This window comes from Bacillus cereus group sp. MG1 (genome assembly GCF_040460035.1).
Lineage (GTDB): Bacteria > Bacillota > Bacilli > Bacillales > Bacillaceae_G > Bacillus_A > Bacillus_A cereus.
Window position 1 is genome coordinate 1,203,796 of the sequence record NZ_JARVGY010000001.1, and the last position, 21,347, is coordinate 1,225,142.

Genomic DNA, 21,347 nt, shown 5'->3' on the forward strand with positions numbered 1-21,347 from the left:
ATATGGTGTCTCTTTTTATCTAATTCAATTACTTCCCACCAAACATCTTCTCCAAAGACTTCGCATTGGCAAACAATACTTCTTTCAAGTTATCGTCAGCAACGATTTTATAGTCGCCATCTTTGTCTTTCTTTAAGTTCAATGTAACTTCGCGAGTTGCCATTGCTGCATCTTTATCTGCTAAGTTTTTGACGATAGTTGATGTCATTGTTTTTTCGATTGCTTTTTCAGATTGTTCTTTGTCTTCACTAAAGGCACTAGCGAACGCCATTGGCATAACTTCTCCCACTGCTTTTGTTACAGCAACGGATAGATCAGCAGATGTAATTTTCACTTTCACTTCTGCTTTGTCATCCTTTTTCGATACTTCTTCTAGCTTTTCAAATTTAAAGGTTTTTGTAATTGCACTTAGCATTGCTTTTGCCTCAGCATCATCTGTTTTTTCATTTAGTTTATTAAATTCCTTGTCACTCTCAACAAATGTACGAGCCTTTTCTACATCACCTTTTTGTATCGCTGTTAAAAATTCTTCTGTAGTATCTTTCGGATTTGCACACCCTGCTAAAACAACTGCTGTTAATCCTACTACCATCATTAATAGCAATAATCTCTTTATCTTTTGCACGCTCATTCTCCTCTTATCTTTTCTAGTAAGTCAGCATTATATAATAGTATGAAACTGACATTACAAACATTTTTTAGTATATCATTTATATGATTCGTTTTCTATTAATTCCCAAAAGATAAAGGACCTTGCAGCATTCCTACAAGGCCCGGCTTCTATCAATCTGTATCCGTAGCACAAATGAACCACATTTTCTGTTCCCTACTATCTAACACCATCCAAGTAACATCCCACGCAACATCGTAAAACCAATCTGTCCAAGGGCGATAGCTTTCGAACACTTTAATATCTTCGTATCGATCTTGGAACATATATTGACATACATTGACTGCTAATTGTTTTGCGATAACTGGTCGTTCCTTAAACCCTTCATATGCTCCGCCCCACAAAATTTGCGCAGCAATGCTACCATCAAGCATGACTGCGAGCTGCTCTTTAAAACAAAACTTATATTTGTCTGATGTATGTATTTTTAACTCTTCTAAGTTATTGATTATGTCTAAAGAGTTGAAGATTCTTCTAAAGAAGTGCTCATGTCCATCTTTCGAATGTGGTATTTCTTTAAAAAAATTTTCGTTATGCACTTTAAAACAGCTTATTATTGCTCCACCAATTAAGTTTTGTTCCTTAAACGTGTTTATAAGTTGCTCAACAGGTGAGTCATTCGTGTCTATTTTTTCAAACGTTCCCTCTTTCCATCTCATAACGCCCACTACTCTCTATTAAAAATTTGTTTCTTTATTATAAATAGCAAAATAAAAACCAGCAACTTTGAGGTTGCTGGCTTATCTCTTATTCATATTCGAAACAACAACAACTGCTCCAAACACATAATGCCCTGCTACCATCCACATACTCCGATCAAAAATCATAAGCGATAACCAGAGTGATATATTCATAGTAGCAAATAATAAATATAAAATGTAATCTCTCTTTTGTATTGCTCCTCTATTCATCAAAATGTAAGCGGCACCGATAGGAGGAAAAAGACAAATATTTTTCTTAACGACTACGGATGCGGAGTTAGTGTCTGCATATGAACCTCCTTTTCATCATAATACTTGCTTCAACATCGGCCTCACTACCCTATATTCATCACTATAAGCTTCCTTTATGATTAAAGGCGGGTAATCACTTTTTTCTTCCTCAATCATTATGAATACTTCTGTTTTCTCTTGTAATGTATTAGATTCTCTATTTTTAGTAGGTTTTTTACTTGTTTTAATTTTCTTTGTTACTTCGCCAAGTTTTTGCCCAACTTCTTCTACTTTGACAGGTTCATTCGTAACATAGTATTCTTGTTCGTCCCATACTAATATAGGTGGCACTTGTTCTCTTTTGTTACATATTATATAAGTAGTACTAGCTACCAGTAGTATACAAGTTAATAAATAGAAGATAGTTCTTTTATTCAAATACTACACTCCTTATCTATCATTTCATTGGATTATATAACACAAATTATTTACGGTAAATGGATTTGGTGGTAATTTTTAGGTTTAATAATAAAAAAAACCTTATCGAAGTAAGGTTCCGTTTTTACATTCTATAGTGACTGATTAATTAATACGATCATTACAATAATTGCTATAAGCATAACAACTAAACAGCCGATTAATTTATAAAATCCTCGCTTCGTTAACGTCCCACCTTGAACGTCTTTACGAATAAATAAGAATACGGCTAAAAATAATACAAGCCCAATGCCAAAAGCATACATCATTTGCATATGTTAATCTTCCTTTCTCTCCTCCATCTTAATATCTTTTTGCTAAAACAACAAATGAGATAAAGACGGTACTCATTGTAAGTGCCATAAGTATATTCAATAATTCAGTAGCTGATAGTGTAAGTATTTTTAAGTTTAAGCCGATAGAGAAAAGAAGATAATATGCCGTTAATGCAAAAAAGGTTACAAACATTCCTTTATAACGAATCAGTTTCATTCGCTCGTCTTTTTCTTTAAATTGCGGATGCAAGTAGCTTAGACAGAAACACATAATCATCATCCCCAGCAATGGATACGTTATGGCTGGCGGTGCAGAATGCGTCATTATACCTGTTAATATCATAAATCCACTCATAAATAGAAAAATAATCCCCATAATTACAAAGTACTTTTGTGAATAATTCATCCCTATTCCCCCTCTTCTTTTCCTTCATAAATAAATACATGTTCTATTGTTGTCTGAAATGTTTTCGCTATTTCAAATGCTAGCGGAAGTGATGGATCGTATTTCCCTTTTTCAATTGAGATAATGGTTTGTCTGGAAACTCCAAGTTTCTCAGCCAACTTTTCTTGAGATAGTCCAAATTTTTTTCGGTATTCGACCATTTTATTTTCCAAGGAAATTTCTCCCTCCTTCCATATACCGAGTATATATGTAAAGTAAACTTTACGTCAAGTTCCCTTTACATATATTTTGATTATTATTCACGCTATTTATATAGAAGAAACTTTTTTAAATTTCAGCACGTCTATTTTGAAGCGAAACACGGAACACTGTAAATAACTGTTACTATATCTCCTCACTTCTTTTTTTAAAATTTAATATCTCCATATTTGTTTTATCCTTTTAAAATATTTCATTTATTTCTTTATTTCACGAAATGCGTTATTTGTTTTACGGTGTTTTTCGTCATATTTATAGAAACTAACTGTTTATGGAGCATTTTTTATGTTTAGCAACTTTTTTTGTAGAAATCCTTCACTTTCCTTTCAATATTTAACACTATCTAAATAAAGTTTACGATAAATTCATAATTTTTTATTTTTTATACTATATTCCGTTATATTGTTGTATAATATCTATGAAAGCGCTTATTATTTCAATATACATAATTCAAACTGTTTTTATCGAAACATTCTAACTATTATACCTATATTTAAATGCAACAATTATAGCTATTAGTATAGGCATACCAAATATATCCACCCCATTTTTCTGTAAAATTACTTTATAACATGAAAGATTAACTTGGGTGATAAGTTATTGTGAATGTTTTTTTACAAAACAGATAAGTAATAGTGTTTGGTATTATGTAAATTATTGTAATAACATAAGAGTAAAGAAAAACATTTACATTGATTATTGATTCATTACTTATTGAAAAAGAGCAAAATGCACCTTTGTATGGAAAAGGATTATATGCATTGGGAGGTTTAAACAAATGACGAGGAAGAATACAACGACAAACCCTTGGGCCAAGTTCCACGGTCCGAACCTTGGTTATGTTATTGAGCAGTATGATCTTTACGTAACTGGAGCAGGTTCTGTTGATCCGGAATTACAAGAGCTTTTTGAAATTTTTGGAGCTCCTTCGTTTCAAGATGATGTCGTAACAGGGGACAACACAGCAACACATTTTTCTCCTCAAAACACAGGTAACATTGAAAAAATTCTTAAAGTCGTTCAACTTGTTGAGCAGATTCGTTCTTTCGGGCACACGTTGGCTCACATCAACCCGATGGAAGATGCTGCAAATGGACAATCTCTTCTTGAGAAAGCAATGAACGAACTGAGCGATGCTGACTTGAAAGCGATTCCAGCGAAAACGGTATGGCAAGATGCACCAGAAGGTATTCACACTGCACTTGATGTAATTCATAGATTAAAAGACGTTTATACAAAATCTTTAGCTTATGAATTTTCTCATATACAAGATAGTGAAGAACGCGCGTGGTTGCATCAAATGGTGGAATCAAATTCATTGCGTCAACCACTATCAAATAAAAAACGAACTGCTCTTTTAAAACGTTTAACAGCTGTTGAAGGTTTCGAGCAATTCTTGCATAAAACATTCGTTGGGCAAAAACGTTTCTCTATCGAGGGCGTTGATATGCTTGTACCTGTTTTAGATGAAATTGTTCTAGAAGGTGCTAAGAACGGCGTAGAGGATGTCATGATTGGTATGGCTCACCGCGGTCGCCTAAGCGTACTTGCTCACGTATTAGAAAAACCATATAGCCACATGTTTGCTGAGTTCAAACATGCAAAAATAGAAGGCGCAGTGGCTAATTCTGGCTGGACTGGCGACGTGAAATACCATTTAGGTAGAGAACAAGTCGTTAGTAACGAAGAAGTTAGTACTCGCGTTACATTAGCAAATAACCCGAGTCATCTTGAGTTCGTGAATCCTGTAGTAGAAGGTTTCGCACGTGCGGCTCAAGAGAATCGTAAAAAATCTGGTCTTCCAGATCAAGATACTTCAAAATCATTCGTAATTTTAGTTCATGGTGATGCTGCATTCCCTGGTCAAGGTATTGTATCTGAGACACTCAACTTAAGCAGATTGAACGCGTATCAAACAGGCGGAACGATTCATGTTATCGCAAACAATGCAGTTGGTTTTACGACTGATAGCTATGATTCTCGTTCTACGAAATATTCAAGTGACCTTGCAAAAGGTTTCGATATTCCGATTGTTCACGTGAATGCTGATGATCCGGAAGCTTGTCTTGCAGCTGCTAACCTTGCGATTCAATATCGCATGTTGTTCAAAAAAGACTTCTTAATCGATTTAATTGGTTACCGCCGCTACGGTCATAACGAAATGGATGACCCGGCAGTTACGCAACCACAAGTGTACAAAAAAATTAAAAACCATCCAACTGTAAGAGCAATTTATGCAGATCAATTACAAGCTGCTGGTGTTCTAAATGCAGATGAGGTTGAAACAATTACACAGTTTATACAAGAGCAATTAAAATCCGACTATGCACTCGTACCACCAGCTGATACGAGTGATGCAACAATTCACGTTAAAGTACCAGATGTTGTTGCAAAAGGTATTCAGTCAATTGATACTGGCGTTGAGATTGACTCACTTCGTGCAATTAATGAAGGTCTACTATCTTGGCCAGAAGGCTTTAACGTATATCCGAAAGTGAAGAAAATTCTTGAGCGCCGTAAAGATGCTCTTGAAGAGAACGGCAAAATTGAATGGGCACTTGCTGAATCATTAGCATTCGCTTCTATTTTACAAGAAGGTACGCCAATTCGTTTAACTGGTCAAGATTCACAGCGTGGTACATTCGCACACCGTCATATCGTATTACACGATACTGATACAAATGAAACATATTCACCATTACATCGCTTACCAAACATTAATGCTTCATTCTCTGTTCATAACAGTCCGTTATCAGAGGCTGCTGTTGTTGGTTACGAATATGGTTATAACGTATTCGCTCCAGAAACTCTTGTTATGTGGGAAGCGCAATATGGTGACTTCTCAAATACTGCGCAAGCATTATTTGATCAATATGTTTCAGCTGGAAGAGCAAAATGGGGTCAAAAATCTGGCTTAGTTCTTCTATTACCACACGGTTATGAAGGTCAAGGACCAGAGCACTCTAGTGCACGTCCAGAGCGTTTCTTACAGTTAGCTGCTGAGAATAACTGGACAGTTGCAAACTTAACGAGCGCGGCTCAATACTTCCATATCCTGCGTCGTCAAGCATCTATCTTAGGAACAGAAGCTGTTCGACCATTAGTATTGATGACGCCGAAGAGTTTATTACGTCACCCACTTACGCTTTCAACTGCTAGTCAGTTAAGCGAAGGACGTTTCCAACCTGCTTTAGAACAAGAAAACCTTGGCATGAAACCAAATAAAGTAAAACGTCTTGTTTTAAGCACAGGTAAAATGGCGATTGACTTAGCAGCAGAAATCGAGTCTGGTAAAAATGAGTACAACTTAGACGAAGTTCATGTCGTTCGTATTGAGCAATTGTACCCATTCCCTGCTGAGAAAGTTCAATCTATTATTAAACGCTTTAAAAACTTAGAAGAAATCATTTGGGTTCAAGAAGAACCTCGTAATATGGGCGCATGGCATTACATGGCTCCAATTCTGTTCGAACTTGCTGGAGATAAAGTGAAAACAGGCTACATTGGACGTCCTGATCGCTCTAGTCCATCTGGCGGCGATCCATTCGCTCACAAAGCTGAGCAAGAACTAATTGTTGCACATGCTTTAGATGTGAAGTATAACTTCCGTCAAGATAAACAAGAAATTGAAGTTTACAGCAACTAAAAAGTAACAATGAAGCTTTCTAGCTTGTTCCTTGGGCAGATATTCTGCCCAAGGCCAGGCTAACAAATGGAGATTACCGAAGACAAAAGAAGAAAAAACACACCGTTAGGCAAATAAGGGGAGGACATTTAAAATGATCGAAATTAAAGTACCTGAGCTTGCAGAATCTATTACTGAAGGAACTATTTCACAATGGCTTATCAACGTAGGCGACAAAGTTGAGAAAGGTGGCAGCGTTGTTGAGCTTGAAACTGATAAAGTCAATGTAGAAATCATTGCAGAAGATTCAGGTATTGTATCGAAGTTACTAGGCGAACCTGGGGATACAGTTGAAGTTGGTGCAACTATCGCAATTTTAGATGCTAATGGAGCACCAGTTGCAGTAAGTACACCTGCACCAGTGGCTGAGCAACCAAAACAAGAAACGACTGAAGCACCGAAAGCTGCGGCACCAAATGCTGAGCAAACTGCAACACTACAAGGGTTACCAAATACAAACCGTCCTATCGCATCACCAGCTGCTAGAAAAATGGCTCGTGAATTAGGAATCGACTTAAACGACGTACGTAGCACAGACCCACTTGGACGCGTGAGACCACATGATGTACAAGCTCATGCTGCAGCACCAAAAGAAGCACCAGCTGCTCCAAAGAGTCCAGCTCCTGCTCCAGTTGCAAAAACGGAATTCGAAAAACCAGTTGAGCGCGTGAAAATGTCCCGCCGCCGTCAAACAATTGCAAAACGTCTTGTAGAAGTTCAACAAACATCTGCAATGTTAACAACCTTTAACGAAGTTGATATGAGTGCGATCATGGAATTACGTAAAGAACGCAAAGATGCTTTCGAGAAAAAACATGATGTACGTCTTGGCTTCATGTCATTCTTCACAAAAGCAGTTGTTGCAGCATTAAAACAATTCCCATTATTAAATGCTGAAATTCAAGGTGACGAGCTTATCATTAAAAAATTCTATGATATCGGTATTGCAGTAGCAGCTCCAGATGGATTAGTTGTTCCAGTTGTACGCGATGCCAACCAATTAAATTTCGCTGAAATTGAAAGTGAAATTCGTGAATTAGGTAAAAAAGCACGTGACAACAAACTTTCATTAAAAGAACTACAAGGTGGTACATTTACAATTACAAACGGTGGTGTGTTCGGTTCTCTAATGTCAACACCGATCCTAAATAGCCCACAAGTTGGTATTTTAGGAATGCATAAAATCCAAGTACGCCCAGTTGCAATTGATAACGAGCGTATGGAAAACCGCCCAATGATGTACATTGCTTTATCTTACGATCACCGTATTGTTGATGGTAAAGAAGCAGTTAGCTTCCTTGTTGCTGTTAAAGATATGCTTGAAGATCCAAAGTCATTATTATTAGAAGGTTGATAGATTAAAAATCTATTAAAGGCTGTAGAATGAATCATTCTACAGCCTTTTTTTATTGTGTTCATACGGGACAAATTTCATGACATAAGGTAATAATGTATGCCTAAACGTAAGGAGGATTAAAATGAATAACCTTCCAATTCATGCAAAACTTAAAGTAAATAAGGATACTTTCTTCCTCCCCGATTCAAACGGGGGTGTCTATTTTCGAAATAACGCCAGTTCATTTCGTATGGACGGTGATGGAATTTATGATTGGATTGAAAAATTAATGCCAATGTTTAACGGGAATTATTCTTTAGCCGAAATAACCGATGGCCTCCCTCTCCCCTATCAAAACCGTGTATTTGAAATTGGAGAGATTTTATATGAAAATGGTTTCGTTCGCGATGCAAATCAAGATGCACCTCATGAATTAAACAGTACATTACTCGACAGATATGCTTCACAAATTGAATTTTTAGAAGCTGATTCTCATTCAGGTGCTTTAAAGTTTGAAACATACCGCGGAGCAAATGTCCTTGTACTTGGTTCTGGGGATATGCTCACTTCCTTAGTTTCTTCTTTATTAGAATCTGGTTTACCTACATTTCATTACCTCGTTACAGATCGGGATGAAACAAACTATGACAGAATACATGAGCTAATAGAACGTGCATATGAAGTTGATAACAGTGTACTCCTTCAAGAAATCGATACTACAATTGACCGTCCCTTGCGTGAAGTATTCGAACCTTTTGATTGGATTTTATATGTTTCTCAAAACGGAGACATTGACGGTTTAAAAACAGTTCACACTATTTGTAGAGAAACGAAAAAGAATTTCATACCAGCTATTTGTTTATCAACACTCGGTATAGCTGGACCTGTCGTAACAGAAAATCGTGATGAATGCTGGGAATCCGCATGGCATCGGCTACATGAAACGACTTTACAAAATGAAAATTCATCGGATTCCTTCTCACCAATTACATCTGCCATGTTAGCAAATGTAATCGTTTTTGAATTGTTTAAACATGTCGCGGATGATTCATATCGTGAAAAAGAATCACAATTCTTTTTATTAAACTATGAAACACTTGAAGGAACGTGGCATCCTTTTATAAAACACCCTCTTGCAACTGATGAAAGTTTTACAATTGATACGATAGAAAATATTTCTGAAAAACTTGAGCATCGGTATGGCCAACATACTTCAACTGATGTATTCCGCTTTTTCGATTCATTAACTTCTAAAGAAGCCGGTATATTCCATGTATGGGATGAACAAGATTCATATCAATTACCATTATCACAATGCTATATTCAAGTAGCTACTCCACTATCAGATGGCCCAGCTCCCCTTCTGCCTCTTATGACTCGTAGTGGATTGACTCATAATGAAGCACGCCGAGAAGCTGGTTTAACAGGAATTGAAACATATGTAGCAGAAATCATTCACCGCCTTATTCCTGAACATAACAATATCGGTATCGGTGCTGGAGAAACGATGACAGAAGGATTTTACCGGGCACTACAACAACATTTAAACAATAAACTGTATGAGCGGCAGTCACATATTCTAGAGGAACTTACAACTGTTGATTTAATTGATATTCAAGATAAACATTGTAAATTTTATTACGATGCTCTCTCTACAATCCATGAAACACCTAAAATCGCAATGAGTGAAGAGATTCTCAGTTTTCCAGTCGTTTGGGTTGGTATAAATGATAGATGGTACGGTGCATCTAATATTAATATGACGTTAGCGTTACGAAACGCACTACAACTATCACTCTTTCACGTTCAAAATGAAGAAATTCCTTACAGAGCTAATATCTTGCCTGAATCCTCTATTATTTTATATGACACGGATTCTTTTAGAGTGGAAATACAAGCGGAAGAAGAAATTCCAAGTGTGCAATCTTTACAGCTTGCCTTACAGCATTTAGAAGAACATAATTTTTATCCCTTCGTGTTCGATTTAGCAATCGAACCATTTTTAAAAGAAAACCTAGACGGTGTGTATGGGGTATTAATTGCAAAGGAGGACGGTTTATGATTCAAAATATATTGCTTATAGGAGATGGCCTTCTTGCAGACTATGTACATGATCAATTATGCAAACAATATTCCATCATTCGTCAGCAGACCCTTACAGAAGAACTTCCTGAAAATATTCATCTCGCTCTCGTATTACATGACGGATCTCCTTCTACTATTCATCATGATGCCGAACTTATTTTTCGCTCAAATCATATTCCATGGCTTCGTGGTTTTACTTCATTTGGCGAAGGTATTATCGGTCCTTACATTCATCCTCTTACGCCTGGATGTTCCCATTGTTCTGATGGACGCCGTTTTATCGCTGGCTTTGATCAAAAAGAAATGTGGGAACTACAGCGGAAATATGCCTTTAAAGCAGATAATGTAACGAGACGTGACGTACGTGCCACCCAAAATGGAATGTTGCAAATGTGCCATCTTATTTGCGCAGAAACAGGAAAAATATTAACTCATAACCATTCTTCTTTAGAAAATGAACTTATTTTACTAAACTTACAAACATTACAATGTACGCGGCATTCTTTTCTTCCAGATCCTCTCTGTCCTGTATGTAGTAATTTACCTGATGATACTGCGGATGCGGCGGAAGTTTCTTTACAACCGAGTTTAAAAGTAAGCACCGAAACGTATCGCTGCCGTTCCATTCATGAGCTAAACACATTTTTAACGAGAGACTATTTAGATTATCGGGTCGGTATGTTGAACGGAAAAATGCAGCATTCTGTATTACCATTCGCTGACGTCATTATAAACATGCCATTAATGTTCGGAAATGAAGGTGTTGCGGGACGAACTCATTCATTTGCAGTGAGTGAAGCAACTGCTATTTTAGAAGGTTTAGAACGATATTGCGGTATGTCGCCTCGAGGGAAAAAGACAAATGTGCATGGTAGTTTTCATGATTTAGAGGAACATGCACTAAATCCCCTCACACTCGGTGTCCATACAAATGAACATTACAATCGTGATAACTTTCCATTCAAGCCGTTTGATCCTGATTATGAGCAAAACTGGGTATGGGGATATTCTTTATCACAAAACAGACCGCTTTTAGTTCCTGAATCAATTGCTTATTATAGCCTCGGTCATCGAGATGCTTTCGTGTATGAAACATCAAATGGATGTGCAATTGGCGGTAGTTTAGAAGAAGCGATTTTTCACGGCATTTTAGAAATTGTAGAGCGTGATGCCTTCTTACTCACTTGGTATGCCGAATTACCTCTTCCCCGCCTGGATCTTAATTCAGCAAATGATACAGAATTACAATTAATGATTCAGCGGTTACGTACGATTACCGGATATGAATTACACGCTTTTAACGCGACGATGGAACACGGCATTCCTAGCTTATGGGTAATTGCAAAAAATACGCGTGAAAATGGAATGAACGTTGTTTGTGCAGGAGGCGCTCATTTAGATCCTATTCGAGCCTTAAAAAGCGCCATTCAAGAAATAGCAGGCATGTTACTTATAACAGACGATGAGCTCGAGCACAAAAGAGAATACTACGAAAAATGCTTACAAGATCCTTATTTCGTTAATAAAATGGAAGACCATAGTATGCTGTATGGATTGAAAGAAACAGAAGAACGTCTTCACTTCCTTTTACGGGAAGATGCACCGGTGCAAACGTTCCAAGAAATGAATGTATCACAATCATTTGATATGGATTTAACATCCGATCTCCACCAACTTTTAAATCGTTTGCATCAATCTAATCTTGAAATAATCGTTGTAGATCAAACCGTTCCCCTCATAGAAAAGAATGGATTACATTGTGTAAAAGTTATTATTCCAGGCATGCTACCGATGACGTTTGGTCACCATCTTACTCGAGTTACAGGACTGGACCGGGTATATACCGTACCGATGACACTTGGATATACAGACGAACCTTTAACGAATGAAAGATTAAATCCACATCCACATCCGTTTCCATAGTAAAGGAGGGATTTCATGCAGCTAGATACTTTTTTACATCATCTCCATTTCTCTATCGATGAAATTATGCCGAATCATGAGGTGGACTGGAAAGACGCACCGCTTCCTTATAAATTATATCGAAATTTACCTACCATCCCGCTCTCCTTAGAAATCCCATTATCTTTACCGAACTCTTCTACTACACCTACTTTAGATGAGATTGGTCACTACCTTTGGTATTCATTTGGTGTAACACAATTATGTCAGCTAAATAGCGAGAGAAATGTATTACGAAGATCTATTCCTTCGGGTGGTGCTTTATATCCGAATGAATTGTATATCTATTTAAAGATTGACGATTACCCAGACGGCATTTACCATTATGACGCCGCACATCACCGACTTATTTTACTTCGCGAAGGAAATTTCGATTCTTATTTGGCAGACACACTCGGTAATCGCTGTAATATAGATGATTGTTTCGGTGCTGCATTCGTATCCACTATGTTTTGGAAAAATTTCTTTAAATACAATAATTTTTCATATCGTCTTCAAGGATTAGATAGCGGGGTCCTCATTGGACAATTGCTAGAATGTGCAAAGCAATTCGGTTATACAAACGGCGTATACTTTCAATTTCTAGACCGTGCACTGAACCATTTACTCGGATTGTCAGAAGGTGAAGAAAGTGTGTATGCCGTTATTCCTTTAAGTACAGAGCCAGAAACTAATTGGTTTCACAATGATTACCGTGAAAATAAAACAGTTACTTCTCATGAGTTGTTGCAACAAATTCCGCCGCTCGCACATGAACATTTCATTCGCTCAAAACATGTAGGTGAATATCCGATGATAACAAAAATAAATGAAGCTTCTATGATCGAATCAACAGCACACTTCCAAACACTACATCATGAAGAGCACTATCAACATAATCCGTACGCTGTACAGCTACCAAAAGTAGAACGGTTATCGTATGATTTCCTACAACTTTGTAAAAAACGATATTCTCCTGATGCGGATTTTATTTTAACGAAATGGGATGAAGCTGAGCTCGCTACTTTACTACAAGAAGCGAGCCTTTCCTTCCCCTATTACAACGACCTTGACGGTAAGTATACAAATGAAAATACACGCGTCTCCTTATACGGATGTTTTTATAGCGTGAAAAATATTGAAAACGGAGCTTACGCTTATAACAGTAAAACACATTCCATACAACCAATTCGATATGGAGACCTTCGCTACCCACTTCAGTCTAGTATGACGATGGATAACGTAAACCTTTTTCAAGTACCACTTTGCTTACATGTAGTCGGACAGAAAGATTACTATACACGTGCATTAGGCTATAGAGGATACCGCATTCACCAAATGGAAGCTGGTATCCTCGTTCATAAACTCGTTTTTGCTGCAACTGCTATGGGGATGGGCGGGCATCCGTTACTAAGTTTTGATACAAATTCATGTGATCAATTGTACGGTATTGATGCTGGGAATGAAACATCTCTTATTCAAGTTCCAGTCGGGGCATATCGGGCGCGGAATTGGTTAAAAGGGGCTTTGCATTGTTAGAAGTACGCCGTCTATCGGCGTGCTTTTTTTAAAGGATTTAATTTATAAAAAGCGAAATGAGTATATATTCTTACATAAAAGGAGAATTTAACTTGAGTATTTTACAACGATTAATCCAGCAAGCGAAAAAGCCTCGCGGGACAATTGGTTCTTCCATGCTTTGTATTATGAACAGTGCACATACGAGACTAACCAATTGGGCATTACAAAAAGTACATATAAAGAAAGATGCAATCATATTGGATATCGGTTGTGGCGGCGGTAAAACGATACACACTCTTTCAAAACGAACTCCACTTGGGAAAATATATGGGATTGATTACTCCGATCAAGCTGTAAAAAATTCTATACAGACGAATATAAAGGATGTTCAAAAACAAAAAGTCCTTGTTCAACAAGCAAGCGTTTCTTCTATTCCCTATCATACAAACTTCTTCGATCTCATAACCGCTTTTCAAACACACTACTTTTGGCCTGATGTGGAACAAGATATAAAAGAACTATTTCGCGTCCTACAACCAAACGGATCCTTTTTATTGGTCGCTGAAACTTTTAAAATTCAATATCATATGGAGAAATGGAAAACGAATGAAGAATTAATAAACCTATTTTATAAGACAGGATTTACAAATGTGAAATGTTATGAAGAAAGAGGATGCCTTTGTGTAATAGGAAACAAATAAAAAAGCAGACCCTTTGAGGTCTGCTCTTTTTACTAGATTAACTTAAAAATACTCTTAATTTGTCTAGCAAATAACCAATTTTTCGTACCGTAGTTATCATTTAAACTATCTAAATTGATAGATTGTCCGTTAGCAAACTTTAATTCTAACGTAGTATTTTTATCATTTGTTTTTAAGTTACTATTTGTAATGTCATCATACTTTAATTTTTCAATCTCAACATATTCGTCTTTTTCTTGTCCAATCACGACATGGTCTTGGAAGAAGAAAAAGACTTCTACTTTTTTACCGAAACAAAATACATTTTTCGTATAAATTAATGTCGCGTTATCAAGTCCGACACATACTTCTTTCATTTCTTCCACAACGTGTCCAAAGTCTTCTTCATGTCTTGCATTTGATTCAGCAATCCATTCTTCGATTGTTTTCATGTTAATTGCCATACTGCGCCCCCTGGTTCGTTCATTGCTTCGTTTAAAAAATAAATACTATATGAAAATATAAGCGATACGTAATATGTTTTCAAGGGGAAACGGTATATTCAAAATAAAGTGAAACTTTAATCAGTGGGGTCTTACTGCCCGCAAATAGCAGGATAAAGTTAAATTTCAAAGTAATATAAAAGGAACACCAATTTCATTAAATTTTAAACGTTTGAACAAGACATTCTTCATCATCAATTAGCTGCGCTCTCTCATCAAATTCAATGTTTAATTCTTTATATACTTTCTTCCAAAACGACACTGCTGGTACATTTTTTAGAAGTTCGATAACGAAATATTGTCCTCTTTTCTCTTCTAGTAAATTCTCAACTACTTGTTTACCGATTCCTTTTCCTTTATATTGATTCAATATGAAAATATCATTAATACCAAAATCATTTTCCTTCTTCAAAAACGGACGTTCCAGTAGTAATAAGAATCCTACAATACTATGATCAACTTTTATAAAATACGGCGTGATTCCGTCATTTTTCCAAAACATATGCAAATCTTCGTATTCAAAAAATCCGTTCGCTCCGATAGTTATATTCATAGTGAACTTAGAAAGGTCATGAAGATATAAAGCGTACAAATTACGTAATATTTCTTTTTCTGATTCTTGAACCTTTTGAAGTGCTACAATCATAAAAAAACTCCCCTTCCTCATATGTAACTATTTCCCGATCCTCTTCATTCGACAAAAATGATAATTCCCCTTTAACAAAAAAATAGCACTTTAAAAAGTGCTATTCTGCTCTCCTTGCCGCTTGCTGAATTGGATCCCACACGCTGTTATATGGTGGTGCATAACTTAAGTCGACATCTTCTAAATCGTGAATACTCATTTTATTGAAAAGCGCCATTGCGATCACATCAATCCGTTTATCTACCCCTTCTTCTCCAATTACTTGCCCGCCCAATAATTGTTTCGTATCGGAGCGATATAGTAATTTTAAGTAAAGTGGTTTTGCATTTGGATAATAGCCCGCCATATTTGTAGAATCTACTTTGACTGTTTTATACGGGATGTGTAGCCCTTTCGCTTCTTTTTCATTTAATCCTGTTCTTGCGAGTGTCAAATCCATAAATTTAATAATGCCTGTACCTAACGTACCTTTAAATGCTCTTCGTTTATCCAGCATATTCAGTCCAGCAAGTCGCCCTTGTTTATTGGCAGTCGTTCCGAGCGGGATATGATCATGAATTTCCTTTATAACGTGGTAATGTGTTGCGCAATCACCGGCTGCATATACGTCTTGCACATTCGTTTGCATGTATGCATTTACTTCGATTGCTCCTTTATGATTCTTACGTATATTTGTCCCTTCAAGAAAATCAGTATTTGGCTTCACTCCAACCGACACTAAAACAAGATCTGCTTTATACGTACCTTTATCCGTTTCAATTGCTTCTACTCGTTCATTCCCTTTGAATGCTTTTACATTTTCATTCGTTAAAATTTCAATATGATGCTTATCTGCTTCTTTATGTATATATTCCGCCATATCTGCATCATAAATTGTACCGATATGATCATTTCTCTCAATCATTCTTACTTTCTTACCAAGTTCGACGAAAGTTTCTGCCATCTCAAGTCCAATTGCACCGCCGCCAATAATGGTTACATCTTCAACTTTATTCGTTTCTAGCGTTTTTAATATGCGCTCAGCATCCGGAATTGTTTTTAAAAGATGAACACCTTGTAATTCCCGTCCTTCCCATTCTGGCATAACAGGACGCACGCCAGTCGCAATTAATAAACGATCGTATGGAAATTCAAAGACATCTTTCGTCTTCGTATGCTCTGCGTACACAATTTTCTTCTCCGTATCTACTTTCGTTACTTCATGTCGTACTTTCGCATCAATTCCGTATTTATCACGAAACGTCTTTACATTACGCGCGATTAACTTTTCCGTTGAAGCGATAGCACCACTAATGACATACGGTAACCCACACTGCGCGTACGAATAAATTTCACCTTTTTCTAAAGTTACAACATTTGCATCTTCATCGTTTCTAACAATTTGCATCGCTGCACTCATACCAGCTGCATCTCCGCCAATAATGACATAGTTCACTTTACCACTCCTTCTTTTTTACATACTCTTTACGTTTTCCATATTTTATAGAAATAACACCTACTTCCATTGTAAAGAAAGAGAATTTCATCTTCAAATTTTGTGCACAAACTTATGCCTGAATAGGTAACTGTCGTGTCTTATAAACAACATGTTTAATATCCTATAACAGTAACCAGTTGAAAGTAGGTGAAACATACATGTGCGCCGGCCTTCTCGTCCAGCTTCCAGAGGAACCGATAGAACCGAAACCCGCCCTCCCGCTTGAACAGGAGTTTACGGTTAGTGTAACTTTATACAGTGCTCGTGCTTGGTTATCTGACAATGACACTTTCTCACAAACTATCTGGAAAGCTACCCGCTTCGCTTCTTCATCACATGCTCGCAAGGCCATCTTTCCAGTCGGTACTGTTAAAATTTTAAATTTTTCTGACGATACAATAACAGTTACTGCATCCTCAGAATCAGATGATGCTCTTAAAATAATCGTCCCTCCTCATTCTGAAGCTGCTTTAACGTCTAGTTCTTTATCTGATGTGCAAGCCAGTACATCAGGAGGGGCAAGTAAAGTCACATTTCTCTTTCATATCTTTTTCTCTAGGGAACCTCGTCCAGCCAAATAACGATAGAAAAGGTACAGTAATATACACTGTACCTTTTTCCCGCGCTCTATTCTCTTGATTTAATTAGTTCAATATTATAAGTTTCGATATCTGTTAACTTTCCTGTAAAATAAGGATTTTCTCTATACCAAGACTGTTTTGCAAAATACGCTTGCATATCTTTCGTTTGAAAAATATGTCCATGCCTTGCATATATTTCATTTCTAGCAATTTTCAACTGTTCTTTCGATAAATATGTTAAATCTGTGCTCGTTAATTTTCGAATATCACTATCAGGAAAGATGAAACCATTATATACATACCCAGTCGCGGGCGTTGGAGTAACATTATAAACAACTGTTTTTTCTGCACTTTTCGTTTGGAATGGAAGATTATAAGACGAAAGTGCCGTTACCGTCTCTACTTTTGTCGTTTCCCGTCCATTTTCTCCATTTCGTTCTAAATAAATTTTCGCGCTTCCATCAGTCGCTACAGGCCCCCATGTAATTTCTTCTCCTGCGAGCGCTGTAACTGGTTTTTGATTTACGTACAATGTTGCACCAGGCGCGTTCGTTTGAACTGTAATATATTGACCTTGCAACGTTAAATCTATCGTTACGTTATTTTGGCTTTGTTTCATAAGTACAACCTTTTCCTCACGTGATAGTTTTACGTAGTCATTTTTATATTCTGATTGAAACACTTGATTTCCCGGAAGAAATGGCCCATATTGCTTCTCAAACTTTTTGTCATCTGTCTTATCAATTTCTTTTCCGTTCATTTTTAACGATACGTCTTTTTCATTTGAAAGCAAAGTTGCATAGTACGTCTTCGCTTTCAATTTATATCGATCAAATATAAAGAAATACTTTCCGTCTTTCGTTAATGAAAAATCAGCTCTTTCTATTCCGTCCCGTTGTTTTTCACCTTGTCTCAAATATTCTTTTAATTCATTCACGTAAGATGGATTTTCTTTTATATATGAAAATAGAGGCGTTACGCTCTCTCTCGTTATCATAACCGATGGATCATCTGCCGTAACGATCTCAGCTAATTTCTCTCCGTCCCTCTCTTGTAAAATCGTAATCATCCGGTCTACTTGTGCCACCTGCGTATAATACGACAATCCGTACAAATACAATCCAATAATCGCTATAACAAATAGCGCTAACAGTGTAATGCCAACTTTTACACCACCGCTCATGTTCTTCTTTACTACAGAACGTCCCCTCTTCGTCCCGCAGTTTTGACAAAACTGCACACCATCTTCAAACTGAACTCCGCACTTTGTACATACATTCATCCAGTCAACCACCTTTTCATTAGAAGCCAGTTATTCCCTGTGTTAAGGCTTGAATTATCGTGCTAATGTAAGACCAAAGTACAATGAATGTTGCAATTCCAATTAAAACATTTGCAATAATAAGTGTGTAAACGAGATCTAATCCGCCATTGTCTAGCTTTAATACGGCTACAGTTATACTAATCCCTATATAAGTTGCAGCTACGGATAATAATATCGGTAAGAAAAAGATTAATAAGAAACTAAAAAGAAAAGAAAGGACTAATATGACAATAGCCGGCGTCGCTATCGTTCCCCATATACCGAATACTTCAAGAAACGAAAAAGATGATTTCATCATCTTACCACTTACAAAAATAATAAATCCGACAAATAAAGTTAAAATTAATAAAAAGAAAAAGACCGTTATAGATTCTACAAAAAACGTGGGAGTAGATATATCTGGTGCAAATGTTCTCGTAACTGCTGATGCTGCACTCATCATTCTATAAAAAATACATGCTCCTAAAAAACAAATAAGAACAAGACTTACAATTCCATTTCGTACTTCAATAGCGCCGCTTTGCATAATCGCTGTCGGTGCTTGTAATGCATGTTTAAAAAATTGAAAATAGCCGCTCGCAAACCGCTTCGCTTGCTCTACCGTTTCATTTTGCCGAGCTTCCTTTGCTTGTGCCGCACGTGCTTGTTCCGGCCCTTCTTCTTGGCCACTACTTGCCACTACTTCTTCCGTTAACGAATGTCCACAATTCCCGCAAAATTTTGCCTCCGCTGCATTTTCTGTATGACATGACGGACATTTCATTCTCTTATCCCTCCTTAAGGATATACCGTATAGGGTGTTACAAATTCAATATATGAATTTGTACATAAAACATGACTACAAGAAAAAGATTCTGAAATCCTTCTTCCGAAAGAAAATATATGTGCTAGTAATCTTGAAAAAAAATGCTATTATGAAACAGAATAAATAATATTTTTAACAGATTGGATGACTGGCAATGGAATTGGTAAACTCAATTTTTCAAATACTCCTTACAAGCGTAATCCAATTATTATCTTTAATTGGCGTTATCATTGTAATTGGATTTCTATTAGGCTATTTAGAATCTCTCACACGGATGTATTGGTCGAGAGCTTTTGGACGAAAAGGATTCCTATTAACGGCTTGGATTGGTGTTCCTATTCACGAACTTGGACATGCCATTATGTGCGTGCTGTTCCGTCATAAGATTGTAGCAACGCAGTTCTTCCCGACAGATACAAGTCAAGGGGCTTTAGGTTACGTACAACATCAATACAATCAAAAAAGTGTGTATCAACGGATTGGGAATTTCTTCATCGGCATTGGGCCTATTATTTCTGGTATTACTGCGTTAATCCTTTTAATGCGCTATTTCGTACCAGAATCATATTTTTTATTTAATACAACTCTCGAAAAAACGATTGCTTCTACTTCTATTAATGTAGAAATGATCCAAAACATGCTCTTGTCGACGTTTGTATTATTGAAAAGCTTATTTACAATCGGCAATTTATTGAATCCTTCCTTTTGGTTATTTTTATTTATCGCCATTTGCATTTCCGCGCATATCGCTTTAAGTAAACCAGACATTAAAGGATCAATAGACGGTGTTGTCGTCATGTTTATCGTGTTATTTTTATTCAACATAATAGCAGGACTGTTTCAATACGACAGTAATCAGCTAATTGGACAGGTTATGAAATATAATATGTATCTCATTGCGTTTTCTAGTGTGGCACTGCTGTTCTCTTGTCTTTCTACACTCGTTAGTTTTTCGTTTTATAAAATAAGAAGAGGGCGTTCTTTTTGAACGCCCTCTTCTTATTAATTATTCCCCTTATAATCACAATGCTCAACAGGCACACGAGCATGCCCCTCTTCATCGGTACACCATGACTGTGATTGGAAGGCAAGAAAGATACCGATCCATTCTTCTTCCTTTTCAAAGTGAATGAGTATTCCTCCATCTTGCCATATGCCATCATCACCTTGCCATTTTTCTACATTCCCTTGATTCATATGAATATCATGTATACCGTTTCCTGGTTTGAAATGAAAATAGGAATCTGGTGTATTTTCTTCTGGTCCCCATCTTTCACCAAACGCGTAAATAATTGCTTTTTCTTCTATTGCTCGTTTTATATAACGTTCTATTTTTTCATTTAAATCATTATCTGCTCCTGCTTTTTCGGGAGGCAAAGGAATCATTTGATTTGAGTCAAATAGATTTCCTCTTACATAATCTAAAGCTACTTTCGGTTCATTGTTTTTTATTTCTGTAAAATCGAATGGTAATGTCGGTAAAATATGAATCGCCTCTGACTTAATATTGTTACTCGCAAAATATAAAACTTCTGACGGATAGCTTTGCGATTTTACGTTAATTGCAATACGATAATTTACTCCTGTCTCGCCCTGTAAATGAACTTGATAATGAGGTGTTTTCCCTTTTCCAATCTTTGATTGTATAACTGTACCTTTTAACACACCGTAGTTTTTTAGGGGCATACATTTCATCTCCTATTCATTTAGTAGAAGCTATTCATATTTAAATCATTATCCACTCA

At 36.7% G+C, this 21,347-nt stretch carries 21 protein-coding genes; 8 read left to right on the plus strand and 13 right to left on the minus strand.

The annotated features are described in order from the left end of the window. Nucleotides 1–28: 28 nt before the first annotated feature. The 7 genes from QCI79_RS06130 to QCI79_RS06160 all read right to left on the minus strand — a co-directional run bounded on the left by QCI79_RS06130 (nucleotide 29) and on the right by QCI79_RS06160 (nucleotide 2,972). On the minus strand, nucleotides 29–625 hold the full coding sequence (locus QCI79_RS06130) for a DUF4878 domain-containing protein (RefSeq protein ID WP_001169504.1): 597 nt from the start codon (nucleotides 623–625) through the stop codon (nucleotides 29–31). Between the two features lie 158 nt (nucleotides 626–783). Further along, nucleotides 784–1,329, minus strand: a complete 546-nt coding sequence (locus QCI79_RS06135) for a hypothetical protein (RefSeq protein WP_001267329.1) — start codon at nucleotides 1,327–1,329, stop codon at nucleotides 784–786. Nucleotides 1,330–1,410: 81 nt separating this feature from the next. Continuing rightward, complete coding sequence (locus QCI79_RS06140; protein ID WP_153580444.1) at nucleotides 1,411–1,584, minus strand: hypothetical protein; 174 nt, start codon at nucleotides 1,582–1,584, stop codon at nucleotides 1,411–1,413. A 93-nt stretch (nucleotides 1,585–1,677) separates the two neighbouring features. Continuing rightward, complete coding sequence (locus QCI79_RS06145; protein WP_001042765.1) at nucleotides 1,678–2,040, minus strand: hypothetical protein; 363 nt, start codon at nucleotides 2,038–2,040, stop codon at nucleotides 1,678–1,680. 131 nt (nucleotides 2,041–2,171) lie between these two features. After that, nucleotides 2,172–2,354 (minus strand): DUF3976 domain-containing protein, encoded by a 183-nt coding sequence (locus tag QCI79_RS06150; protein ID WP_001178294.1) that lies wholly within the window; start codon nucleotides 2,352–2,354, stop codon nucleotides 2,172–2,174. Between the two features lie 28 nt (nucleotides 2,355–2,382). Beyond that, on the minus strand, nucleotides 2,383–2,760 hold the full coding sequence (locus tag QCI79_RS06155; RefSeq protein WP_001109895.1) for a hypothetical protein: 378 nt from the start codon (nucleotides 2,758–2,760) through the stop codon (nucleotides 2,383–2,385). A 2-nt stretch (nucleotides 2,761–2,762) separates the two neighbouring features. Beyond that, nucleotides 2,763–2,972 carry a helix-turn-helix transcriptional regulator gene (locus QCI79_RS06160; RefSeq protein WP_000428506.1) on the minus strand — a complete coding sequence of 70 codons (210 nt, stop codon included), beginning with the start codon at nucleotides 2,970–2,972 and terminating at the stop codon, nucleotides 2,763–2,765. Nucleotides 2,973–3,796: 824 nt separating this feature from the next. On the opposite strand from QCI79_RS06160, the gene odhA reads away from it, so the two are divergent. The 6 genes from odhA to QCI79_RS06190 all read left to right on the plus strand — a co-directional run bounded on the left by odhA (nucleotide 3,797) and on the right by QCI79_RS06190 (nucleotide 14,287). Continuing rightward, entirely contained in the window at nucleotides 3,797–6,664 is a 2,868-nt protein-coding gene (odhA, locus tag QCI79_RS06165; RefSeq protein WP_021727511.1) for a 2-oxoglutarate dehydrogenase E1 component, read from the plus strand. Between the two features lie 133 nt (nucleotides 6,665–6,797). Then, nucleotides 6,798–8,057, plus strand: coding sequence for a 2-oxoglutarate dehydrogenase complex dihydrolipoyllysine-residue succinyltransferase (odhB, locus tag QCI79_RS06170; RefSeq protein ID WP_000569926.1), 1,260 nt, complete (start codon nucleotides 6,798–6,800; stop codon nucleotides 8,055–8,057). Nucleotides 8,058–8,181: 124 nt separating this feature from the next. Beyond that, nucleotides 8,182–10,101 (plus strand): putative thiazole-containing bacteriocin maturation protein, encoded by a 1,920-nt coding sequence (locus QCI79_RS06175; protein WP_001061562.1) that lies wholly within the window; start codon nucleotides 8,182–8,184, stop codon nucleotides 10,099–10,101. After that, a complete protein-coding gene (locus QCI79_RS06180; protein ID WP_000615607.1) occupies nucleotides 10,098–12,047 on the plus strand; it encodes a TOMM precursor leader peptide-binding protein in 1,950 nt (649 codons plus the stop codon). Before QCI79_RS06175 ends, QCI79_RS06180 begins: the two co-directional genes overlap by 4 nt. Before the next feature lie 15 nt (nucleotides 12,048–12,062). Further along, entirely contained in the window at nucleotides 12,063–13,604 is a 1,542-nt protein-coding gene (locus QCI79_RS06185; protein ID WP_001175533.1) for a SagB family peptide dehydrogenase, read from the plus strand. Nucleotides 13,605–13,696: 92 nt separating this feature from the next. Continuing rightward, entirely contained in the window at nucleotides 13,697–14,287 is a 591-nt protein-coding gene (locus QCI79_RS06190; protein WP_000025734.1) for a class I SAM-dependent methyltransferase, read from the plus strand. A gap of 32 nt (nucleotides 14,288–14,319) precedes the next feature. Here QCI79_RS06190 and QCI79_RS06195 read toward each other — a convergent pair whose 3' ends face one another. From QCI79_RS06195 to QCI79_RS06205, 3 genes are all read right to left on the minus strand, one after another. Continuing rightward, entirely contained in the window at nucleotides 14,320–14,730 is a 411-nt protein-coding gene (locus tag QCI79_RS06195) for a DUF3908 family protein (protein WP_000996783.1), read from the minus strand. Nucleotides 14,731–14,926: 196 nt separating this feature from the next. After that, nucleotides 14,927–15,415: a GNAT family N-acetyltransferase gene (locus tag QCI79_RS06200; RefSeq protein WP_000634325.1), complete on the minus strand. Its 489-nt coding sequence runs from the start codon at nucleotides 15,413–15,415 to the stop codon at nucleotides 14,927–14,929. A gap of 100 nt (nucleotides 15,416–15,515) precedes the next feature. Then, nucleotides 15,516–16,850 (minus strand): CoA-disulfide reductase, encoded by a 1,335-nt coding sequence (locus QCI79_RS06205; RefSeq protein ID WP_001110196.1) that lies wholly within the window; start codon nucleotides 16,848–16,850, stop codon nucleotides 15,516–15,518. Nucleotides 16,851–17,050: 200 nt separating this feature from the next. Between QCI79_RS06205 and QCI79_RS06210 the strand changes: the two genes are divergently transcribed. Continuing rightward, nucleotides 17,051–17,473, plus strand: coding sequence for a hypothetical protein (locus tag QCI79_RS06210; protein ID WP_000332423.1), 423 nt, complete (start codon nucleotides 17,051–17,053; stop codon nucleotides 17,471–17,473). A 46-nt stretch (nucleotides 17,474–17,519) separates the two neighbouring features. Here QCI79_RS06210 and QCI79_RS06215 read toward each other — a convergent pair whose 3' ends face one another. Together QCI79_RS06215 and QCI79_RS06220 are read right to left on the minus strand one after the other, a co-directional pair. Beyond that, nucleotides 17,520–18,755: a TcaA 3rd/4th domain-containing protein gene (locus QCI79_RS06215; protein WP_001099939.1), complete on the minus strand. Its 1,236-nt coding sequence runs from the start codon at nucleotides 18,753–18,755 to the stop codon at nucleotides 17,520–17,522. Nucleotides 18,756–18,774: 19 nt separating this feature from the next. Further along, a complete protein-coding gene (locus tag QCI79_RS06220; protein WP_000650090.1) occupies nucleotides 18,775–19,560 on the minus strand; it encodes a zinc ribbon domain-containing protein in 786 nt (261 codons plus the stop codon). 196 nt (nucleotides 19,561–19,756) lie between these two features. On the opposite strand from QCI79_RS06220, the gene QCI79_RS06225 reads away from it, so the two are divergent. Then, nucleotides 19,757–20,590: a hypothetical protein gene (locus tag QCI79_RS06225; RefSeq protein ID WP_000424532.1), complete on the plus strand. Its 834-nt coding sequence runs from the start codon at nucleotides 19,757–19,759 to the stop codon at nucleotides 20,588–20,590. 14 nt (nucleotides 20,591–20,604) lie between these two features. Here the strand turns inward: QCI79_RS06225 and QCI79_RS06230 are convergent, their stop codons facing one another. After that, nucleotides 20,605–21,288 (minus strand): DUF2278 family protein, encoded by a 684-nt coding sequence (locus QCI79_RS06230; RefSeq protein WP_001128612.1) that lies wholly within the window; start codon nucleotides 21,286–21,288, stop codon nucleotides 20,605–20,607. Nucleotides 21,289–21,347 lie beyond the last annotated feature (59 nt).